At 72.6% G+C, this 9,286-nt stretch carries 7 protein-coding genes; 4 read left to right on the top strand and 3 right to left on the bottom strand.

Going from position 1 to position 9,286, the window contains the following annotated elements; genetic code table 11:
- Positions 1–258 precede the first annotated feature (258 nt).
- Entirely contained in the window at positions 259–1,944 is a 1,686-nt protein-coding gene (gene rmuC, locus D455_RS0123830; RefSeq protein WP_017573195.1) for a DNA recombination protein RmuC, read from the bottom strand.
- 293 nt (positions 1,945–2,237) lie between these two features.
- On the opposite strand from rmuC, the gene D455_RS0123825 reads away from it, so the two are divergent.
- Positions 2,238–2,681, top strand: coding sequence for a hypothetical protein (locus D455_RS0123825; protein ID WP_017573194.1), 444 nt, complete (start codon positions 2,238–2,240; stop codon positions 2,679–2,681).
- 65 nt (positions 2,682–2,746) lie between these two features.
- Here D455_RS0123825 and D455_RS0123820 read toward each other — a convergent pair whose 3' ends face one another.
- A complete protein-coding gene (locus D455_RS0123820; RefSeq protein WP_017573193.1) occupies positions 2,747–3,199 on the bottom strand; it encodes a PPC domain-containing DNA-binding protein in 453 nt (150 codons plus the stop codon).
- A gap of 123 nt (positions 3,200–3,322) precedes the next feature.
- Positions 3,323–4,396, bottom strand: a complete 1,074-nt coding sequence (locus D455_RS0123815; RefSeq protein WP_017573192.1) for an alkene reductase — start codon at positions 4,394–4,396, stop codon at positions 3,323–3,325.
- Positions 4,397–4,630: 234 nt separating this feature from the next.
- Between D455_RS0123815 and D455_RS0123810 the strand changes: the two genes are divergently transcribed.
- From D455_RS0123810 to D455_RS0123800, 3 genes are read left to right on the top strand one after another with little or no spacing between them, the layout of a single operon-like run.
- On the top strand, positions 4,631–5,749 hold the full coding sequence (locus D455_RS0123810; RefSeq protein ID WP_026122920.1) for an NAD-dependent epimerase/dehydratase family protein: 1,119 nt from the start codon (positions 4,631–4,633) through the stop codon (positions 5,747–5,749).
- Positions 5,750–5,770: 21 nt separating this feature from the next.
- The gene (locus D455_RS0123805; protein WP_017573190.1) at positions 5,771–6,538 is read left to right on the top strand and encodes a glycosyltransferase family 2 protein; all 768 of its coding nucleotides are present in this window, start codon (positions 5,771–5,773) and stop codon (positions 6,536–6,538) included.
- Positions 6,535–7,266, top strand: coding sequence for a TIGR04282 family arsenosugar biosynthesis glycosyltransferase (locus tag D455_RS0123800; protein ID WP_241480352.1), 732 nt, complete (start codon positions 6,535–6,537; stop codon positions 7,264–7,266). Before D455_RS0123805 ends, D455_RS0123800 begins: the two co-directional genes overlap by 4 nt.
- Positions 7,267–9,286 lie beyond the last annotated feature (2,020 nt).

Below are 9,286 nucleotides of genomic sequence, written 5' to 3'. Positions count from 1 at the left end.
CCGAGAACCCAAATGAGATGAGCTCTTAGGGGCGACCCGAGAACACGGGGCACCCTGGCCCCAGCGCCCCAGCCGTGTGCCAGAGGCGATCACCAGGTCCTCACACGAACTGCCGTATCGCTGACTCGTTCAGTCGGGGCAGCGCTGTCAGCTCGCTCGCGTCCCAGGTGCCCATCAGCAAGTCGAGAGCCCGCACACGGCCGCGGCCTTTCCCGAAATCCGCCCGGGAAGGGCCGCGCTGCTTCTCCGTGCGCCTGCTCAGTCGAACGGCTCGGCCTTCGGCGCGGCCGATTCGACGACGGACGCGACGGGCTCCTCGGTGACCGCACGCACCAGCTCGGGAGCCTTCATCTCTCGTGTCAGGGAGCCCATCGGACCCAGTTCTGGCATCTCCTTGGAGGTGGCAACCCCGAGTTCGGGAAAACGACGGGCCGCGGGCAAAACGCTCCGCTCCAGCGAACCGATCGTCTTGTCGTAGAACTCCACGGTCTTGTCGATGTGGCTACCGAGGTTGCCGAGGTGACCGCTCAACGTGGCGAGGCGTTCGTAGATCTCCCGGCCGAGCCTCTGGATCTGCTCGGTCTTGTCTCGCACGGTCTTCTCGTTCCAGGACAGGGCGATGGTGCGGAGCATGGAGACCAGGGCGGTCGGGGAAGCGATGACGACCCGCTTGTCGAGCGCGTACTCGTAGAGCCCGGCGTCCTGGTTCATCGCCGCCTGCAACAGCGCCTCGCTCGGCAGGAACATGAGAACGAAGTCGGCGCTGCCCTCGACCTTGTCGTGGTACTTCTTGGCCGCGAGCCCGTCCACGTGCGCGCGGACCTGGCGGGTGTGCTCTCCCATGAGGCGATCCCGCTCGGTTTCCTCCGTCGCCTCCAGAGCCGACATGAACGCGTCAAGCGGAACCTTGGCATCCACGACGACACGCCTGTCGCCGGTGAGGTTGACGACCATGTCCGGTCGCAGGACCTTCCCGTCCTCCTTGACCACGACCTGGAGGTCGAAGTCACAGCGCTCCCGCAGGTTGGCCATCTCCACGGCCCGCTTGAGCTGGAGTTCGCCCCACTGGCCGCGAACATGCGACCTGCGCAGCGCCTCCACGAGTGACGCCGTCTGCTTGCGGCTCTCCAGGTTCTCCTTCGCCAGATTCTTGATCTGCTCGTTCAGCTGGGCCTCGGTCGAGGTGCGCCTGCCATCGATCTCGCGGAGCTGCACGCCCATCTCCCGCAGCTTCTCGGTGATGTCCTTGGCGGTCGTGCCCAGCTTCTCGTCAGCGGCGGTGGTCAGCTCTTCCTTGGAGACCTTCAGCATCTTGGCCATGGTCGCCTCGACCTGTTCGGTCTGGAGTCGGCTGTGCTCCTCGCGGACCTGCTCCAGCTCCTTCTGGGCCTCGTCCACCCTGGCCTGCTGCTTCTCCAGTTCCGCCCGCTCGGTGTGCAGCTTCGCGATCTCGGCCCTGTACTCGTCGATGAGTTCCTTCCGCTGGTCGGCCACCGCCTCCAGCGCGGCCTTGTCCCTTTCGGCGGTGGCCAGGTCCCCCTCCAGGTCGCGGATCCGCTGCCGACTCTCGTCAAGGGACTTCCTCAACTCCACCGCATGGGTGGCCGCTTTCTGGTGCTGGCCCCGGGCGGCGTCGAGTTCGGCCTCCAGCGCGCCGATCCGCCCGGACGCGCTCTCCAACCTGGTGTTCTGTTCGGTCGCGGCGGCCTCCCGTTCGCGCTGCGACTTCTGGGCCTCGTCGCGCTCGGCGCGCAGCGTCTCGGCCTGGGCGCTGGCCTGGTCGCGCCGCTCCTCGGCGAGCCTCAACTCCGTGCTCAGGCGGTTCTGTTCGTCGCGCGAGCCGCGGCTCTCGGACTCGGTGCGGTGACGGGCGAAGAGGTAACCGAGGACGGCGCCGACCGCGCCGGTGACCACGGCGACAAGGATGATGAGAAAAGCGTTCACTGGAATTCCTCTGTGGGAAGGGCGCAGGCCGTCCGAACGGTCTGCGAAGAGGATGGGACTCCGGCTCCTCCCGGGCTTGCGAGAACCGCGAGGACCGGGAAAAGCGCGATGCCCGTCACCTTAGGAAGCACGAAGCCCGTGTGTCACTTGGCTTTTCGATAAGCCCTGTTATCAGTACGCTAAAGGGGCTTATGAGGGGCTGGCCGCATCATTTTGCCCGAAATGCCGGACCGCAGCACCCTTTTCTCTCCGTACGGGGGACGCGAGGAGCGCCTCGCCGATACGGTCGGGGGGTGGACGAGGAAGACATGGACCTCTGCGCGCTGCACGGGGACGGCGAGGACCTCGCGGGCCTCGTGGGGCGGCGCCTTGAGCGTGTGGTCGCGTCGTGGCACCTGTACGGCGGGGAGGGCCCGTCCGGCCCGCTGGACGTGTGGCTGATCGACGGCGAGGGGAACTCCACCCGCGTCACGACCGCCTCCGACTGGTGCCTGGTCGTGGAGACGGCGGACCCGTCCGAGGGGTACGACATGGCCGGGTACGGCCGGGTCGAGGTCGCCCAGAGCGACGGTGGGACACCGTTCGAGGCGCACATGGGCGAGGAGATCGTCGCGGCCGGACAGGAGTGGGGGCCGGGCGGCGAACGTCAGCTGTTGGAGATCATCTTCGCCACCGGGGGCGTCCGGTGTGAGAGCTGGTCCGGTGAGCTGCGCGTGTCCGCCGCGCTCGCCCCGTGACGCACGGGGACGGCCGGGCCCGGGAGGGCGCCAGCCGGGCCGGTGCCCTCCCGGGCCCGGCGGAGTCAGGAGCCGGTGGAGTCGTCCACGGAGATGAGCGCCAGCCCGGTCTCGGGATCGACCTTCTTGCGCAGGTGGGCCGGGGTCTCGGTGAGGACGACCTCCATGGTCGGGAACACGCGCAGTTCCTTCAGGTGCCCGGCCAGGGCGGTGGAGTCCCCGCGGCCCAGGACGATGTGCGCGTGCAGCGCGGGCTGGCCCTGGTTGTCGGCGATGTCGCCGATGCAGGAGGCGATCTCCACCTGCTCCTCGAAGCTGGTGTACCGGTAGTGGTTGGTGACGGTGTCGAAGTAGCCGAGCACCACGTGGCTGGCCGCGCCGATGGCGGTCAGGCTCGCGGCGGTGATGCCGTGGGCCTCGGCGAAACCGCTGATCTGCTCGAACGCCTCGTCGCCCTTGTCCATGACGAGCAGGAACGTGCGCAGTCCGTTCTCTTCCAGTAGCTGGGTGGACTTCATCGTCACTCCCTCGGGTGCGTGCTCGCGATGTAGACACGCTCCCCGCCGGACCGGGGGAGGAAACGCGGACGCCGGCCCCGTTCCGCGGCCGACGCCCGCGTCCCTCCCGGACGGAACCCGGGCTCAGGCGGCGTGCTGGTACGCCGGGTAGGTCAGGTATCCCCGGTCGCCGCCCTGGTAGTAGGTGGTCTCGTCGACCGGGGCGATCGGCAGCCCGCTGCGGAGCCTCTCCACCAGGTCGGGGTTGGCGATGAAGGCGCGGCCGAAGCTGACGAGGTCGGCCCCCAGACCGAGCCAGCGGTCGGCACCGGCCTTGTCGACCTGCTTGGGGCCCATGGGAACGGTGGGGTTCATGATGAGGGTGCCCGACCAGGCGCGGCGCAGCTCCAGCAGCAGTTCCTCGTCGGTGGTGGCCTCCAGGTGGACGTAGGCCACCCCGAGCCGGGACAGCTCGGCCAGCAGTGCCGTGTAGAGCTCGCGGACGTCCCTCTCCTCGACACCCCAGAACCCTCCGCCGGGGGAGAGGCGGATGCCGGTCCGCTCCGCCCCGACCGCGTCGACGGTGGCGGCGGTCGCCTCGACGGCGAACCGGATCCGGTTGGCCACCGAGCCGCCGTAGGAGTCCGTGCGCAGGTTGGCGTTGGACGAGAGGAACTGCGAGATCATGTAGCCGTTGGCGCCGTGCAGCTCCACCCCGTCGAACCCGGCGTCGACGGCGCGGCGGGCGGCCCCGGCGTAGGACCCGGCGTGCTCGGGCACCTCGGCGGTCTCCAGGGCGCGCGGCATCGGCGCCGGCTGGGGCCCGGTCGGGGTGAACACGTTACCGACGGCGGGAACGGCCGAGGGGCCGACCGGCTGCGTGCCCGTGGTCTCGTGGTGCGAGACGCGCCCGCCGTGCATGATCTGGGCGAAGATCCGTCCGCCGTTGGCGTGCACCGCGCCGGTCACCGGCTTCCAGGAGGCCACCTGCTCGTCGGTGTACAGCCCCGGCGTCCCCGGGTTGGACTGGCCCACCAGGCTCGGCTGCACCCCCTCGGACACGATCAGGCCAGCGGTCGCGCGCTGGGCGTAGTACGTCGCCATGGACGGCGTCGCCAGTCCGCCCTCGGCGGCGCGGACACGGGTCATCGGGGCCATCACCACCCGGTTGGGCAGTGTCAGGCTCCCGATCTGGTGGGGGTGGAACAGGCTGGTCACGTGAGATCTCCTTCAGGAAACGCGTGCCCCGTCCGGGCACGGTGATCACGCTAGAACCTGACATTGGTGTGAGGGGCAAGCGCTGTGCCGCAGGTCACAGGGGCTCGTGTGCCGTCCGGGTACGCCCCGCCCCGCCGCCGTGGAGGCGTCGCGCGTCCGCGTTCCGGTCGCGGGATCCCTCACCGCGCGTGGCGGGACCCGTGACGGAGCGTGTGCGAAACGTAGGTTGGGCCCATGCGAGTACTGGTTACGGGTGGTGCCGGGTTCGTCGGATCGCGGGTGGCGGAGGAACTCCGCCTGGCCGGGCACGAGGCGGTGACCCTCGACGCCCACCTGCCCCAGGCGCACGCCGGGCGGAGCTCCGACGAGGAACCCGTCGACGTCGTGGCCGACGTCCGGGACGGCGAGGCCGTCGAGCGCGCCCTGCGGGGCGTGGACGCGGTCTGCCACCAGGCGGCGATGGTGGGACTGGGCTCCTCGGACTTCCTGGACGCCCCCGACTACGTCGCCTGCAACGACCTGGGCACCGCGGTCCTGTTGGCCGCCATGGCCAGGGCCGGGGTCCACGACGTCGTCATGGCCGGTTCGATGGTCGTCTACGGCGAGGGGCGGTACACGTGCCCCGAGCACGGCGACGTCCGCCCCGGGCCGAGGTCGGAGTCGGACCTGCGTGCCGGGGTGTTCGACCCCCCGTGCCCCCGGTGCGGGGCGCGGCTCGTGCCCGGCCTGGTGGGGGAGGACGCGCCGAGCGACCCGCGCAACGTCTACGCCACCACGAAGCTGGCGCAGGAGCACCTGTGCGCGTCCTGGGCCCGGGCCGTCGGCGGACGCGCGGTGTCGCTGCGCTACCACAACGTGTACGGGCCGGGGATGCCGCGCGACACCCCGTACGCGGGCGTGGCCTCCTTCTTCCGCTCGGCGCTGGCCCGGGGCGAGGCGCCCCGCGTGTTCGAGGACGGCCGCCAGCGGCGCGACTTCGTCCACGTCGGGGACGTGGCACGGGCCAACGTGGCGGCACTGGAGGCGCTGCCGGGCAGGGACCGGGGGAGGCTGTCCGCCTTCAACACCGGCAGCGGAACGCCGCACACCGTCGGCGAGATGGCCCGTGCGCTGGCGGACGCGTACGGGGGCGCGTCACCCCGGGTCACCGGCGAGTACCGGCTCGGCGACGTACGGCACATCACGGCCTCCTCCGAACGGTTGATGGAGGAGCTGTCCTGGCGGCCGAGGGTCGGCTTCGCCGAGGGGATGGCGGAGTTCGCCCGTGCCGATCTGCGCGGACCGGTCGGGTCCGGGTCACCGGCGGCCGGAGTGTCCGCGTGTCGCGACCGCCTTCACCGGTCTGTGTCCTGATGACTTCGTAGCGTAACCAGGGTGAGCAACGAACCACACGAGTACGGTCAGGACGAACCGGTGCGTGCGCTGCCCGGCACGACGGGCGGCCCGCCGCCACCGGTCGACGTGGTGCTGCCCTGCCTGGACGAGGCGTCCGCGCTGCCCTGGGTCATGGAGCGCGTACCGCCGGGATGGCGGGCGATCGTCGTGGACAACGGGTCGACGGACGGCTCGGCCGGTGTCGCACGGGAACTGGGCGCCCTCGTCGTCCCCGAACCGCGGAGGGGGTTCGGAGCCGCGTGCCACGCGGGCCTGTCCGCCGCGACCGCCGAGTTCGTCTGCTTCTGCGACTGCGACGCCTCGCTGGACCCCGCCCTGCTCCCGGCGATGGTGGACCGGGTCCGGGTCGGCGGGGCGGACCTGGTCCTGGGGAGGCGTCGTCCCACCCGCCGGGGAGCCTGGCCGACGCACGCCAGGGTCGGCAACGCCGTCGCCGCGCGGATGCTGCGTTCCCGGACCGGTGTGGGCGTCCGCGACATCGGCCCGATGCGGGCCGCCCGCAGGGCGGACCTCGTCGGGCTGGGGATGGCCGACCGGCGCTCGGGCTACCCCTTGGAGACGGTCGTGCGCGCCGCCGACGCCGGGTGGCGGATCGAGGAGGTGGACGTTCCCTACCTGCCGAGGAAGGGCGCGTCCAAGGTGACGGGGACGTGGCGCGGGACGTGGACCGCCGTGCGCGACATGACGGCGGTGCTGCGCGAGCCACCGGCCCGGGAGGGCGTGCGCGCGAGGGGAGGCAGACCATGAGCCGACCCCGTGGGGCGGACCTCCCGGCCGGGAACGCGGTACGCGGAGTGTCGTGCGCGCCGGAGGCGCCGGCGGAGGAGCTCCCGGCCGGAGACACGACACTGCTGGTGATCGCCAAGGAACCCGTTCCCGGACGGGTCAAGACACGGCTGACACCCGAGTACTCGCCCCGGGAGGCCGCCGAAGTCGCCGAGGCCGCCCTGGCGGACACCCTGCACACGGTGCGCTCCCTCCCCGCGCGAAGACGGCTCCTGGTGTTGGAGGGGCGCCCTGGGCCCTGGCTTCCGGACTCGGGGTTCGAGGTGGTCCCGCAGTCGGGCGGCGGACTCGACGAACGGCTCGCGCACGCGTTCGCCGCGTGCTCGGGACCCTCCCTGCTGATCGGGATGGACACCCCCCAGGTGACCGGTGGACTCCTGGCACCCGCCCTGGCCCCGGACGCGTGGGACCGCGTCGACGCGTGGTTCGGTCCGAGCGAGGACGGGGGCTTCTGGGCGCTCGGCCTGGCCGACCCGGACCCCGAACTGCTGCGCGGCGTCCCGATGTCGACCGGGCACACCGGCCGGTTCCAGCGCGCGCGGCTGGTCGGGGCCGGACTGCGGGTGGGCGACCTGGACGTGCTCACGGACGTCGACACGGCGCGTGACGCCGCGTTCGTGGCCTCGCTCGTCCCCGACGGCCGCTTCGGTAGGACCGTCGGGCGCGGAGGAACGGGGCGCGGGCGGTGAGCGCGGCCGAGGCCGGGATCGACACCAGGTCGGATCCGTGGCTGTGCGCCCCCTACTCCCAGGCGATCGTCAGCGGCCGTGGACCCCTGTTCCTCCGCCGGTCCGACGGGTGGATGCTCCGCCTGGACGTCGAACGCTGGTGCGGGGGAACCGGCACCGCGGACGAGAGCGTGCTGGAGCGCTCCGAGGGCGACCCCCCGGACCCCGGATGCGGTCCCGGCCGCATGGTCGTCGCGCTCGCCGCACGGGGCCGCCGGGCGCTGGGCGTGGACACGACCCCCGTGGCCGTGTCACGCGTGGCCGAGGCGGGCGGCCGGGCGGTGTGCGCCTCGGTGTTCGCCCCCCCTGCCCGGAGAGGGAGGCTGGCGCACCGCGCTGCTGGTCGACGGCGACATCGGCATCGGCGGCGATCCCGAGGAGCTGCTCGCCCGGATAGGGGAGATCGTGCTGCCCGGAGGCCTGCTCATCGTCGAGGCCGCCGCCCATGACGTCCATGAGCGTGTGACCGTGCAGGTCACCAACGGCCGGGGGGAGCCGGGTGCGCCGTTCCCGTGGGCGCGGCTCGGGCTCCACGCCCTGCGGAGGCGCGCGGAGGGCGCCGGGCCGACGGGCCACGGTACGGACGCACCGGCGATCTCCCGGTGTGTCCGCCCAGGGTTCCGTTGACCTGCGATTCCTCGGACCTGGGCGACACGCCGCGGTGCGGTCGGGCGCCGGTGCGCACCTGGCCTACGGTGACGGCGTGACGCAGCCCGAACTCCGCCGCAACGTCCGGGACGCGGTCGGCGCCTCCGGGACCGGTCTCCGCGCCGACCTGTCCGTGGCGGCCCTGGCCGTACTCCTCCTCGCGACGGCCGCCGTCGTCGGTACCCGGATCGAGCGGGCGCACGGCGTCCTCCACGTGGACTGGCCGCCGCTGTACGCGTCCTGGCTCCCCCACGCGGGGCCGGGCACGGTCCCGGCCGTCGCCCTGGCGGCGGCGGTGGTGGCCTACGGTCCCACGGTGGCGCGCGCCCTGCCCTGGCGCGTCCTGGTGTGGGCCACCTGGGCCGCGTCCACGCTCTGGACCACCGCGCTCGCGCTGGTCGACGGCTGGCGGCGCGGGATCGCCGACCGCCTCCTGTCGCCCCACGAGTACCTGTCCTCGGTCGACCGCTTCCGGGACGTGGGCGCCGCGCTGGACGCGTTCACCCGGCACGTCCTCATCGGACAGCCGGACAACTGGCCCACGCACGTGGCCGGACACCCTCCGGGCGCCGTCCTGACGTTCGTCGCGCTGGACCGGGTCGGCCTGGGCGGCGGGGCGTGGGCCGGGCTCTGGTGCATCGTGGTCGGTGGTTCGGCCGCCGCCGCGGTCCTGGTGGCGATGCGCGCGCTCGGCGCGGAGTCGGCTGCGCGCCGGGCGGCCCCGTTCCTCGTGCTGCTGCCCGCCGCGGTCTGGGTGGGCGCGTCGGCGGACGGCTACTTCATGGCGGTGACCGCGTGGGGCCTGGCCCTGCTCGCCGTGGGCGCGGCACCCGCCGCGCGTGCGCCGCGCGCCACCGCGCTGGCGGCCGGTCTGCTCCTGGGGTGGTCGGTGTACCTGTCCTACGGGTTCGTCCTGGTCGGGATCCCGGCCGTGGGGGTGCTCCTGTGCGCGCGGACCGCGCGCCCCCTTCCCCACGCACTGGCGGGCGCCCTGGCCGTCGCCGCCGCCTTCACGGCGGCCGGTTTCTGGTGGTGGGAGGGGTACCACCTGCTCGTGGAGCGCTACTACCAGGGGTTGGCGTCGGTGCGGCCCTACGGCTACTGGGTGTGGGCGAACCTGGCCGTCGTGTGCCTGACGGCCGGGCTCGCGGCCGTGGCGGGTCTGCGCCGGGCACTGGCGCGGGCGCCCGAGGCGGTGCGCGGTCTGCGCCGGTCGCCGTCGCGGGAGGACGGGACGACGGCCCTGGTGACCACCGCCGCCCTCTGCGTGGTCGTCGCCGCCACCCTGTCGGGGATGAGCAAGGGCGAGACCGAGCGCATCTGGCTGCCGTTC

Source organism: Nocardiopsis halotolerans DSM 44410, from assembly GCF_000341065.1.
Classification (GTDB): Bacteria; Actinomycetota; Actinomycetes; order Streptosporangiales; family Streptosporangiaceae; genus Nocardiopsis; species Nocardiopsis halotolerans.
The sequence above is the reverse complement of the archived record's forward strand: the minus strand, read 5'-3'. Positions and strand labels throughout refer to the sequence as shown.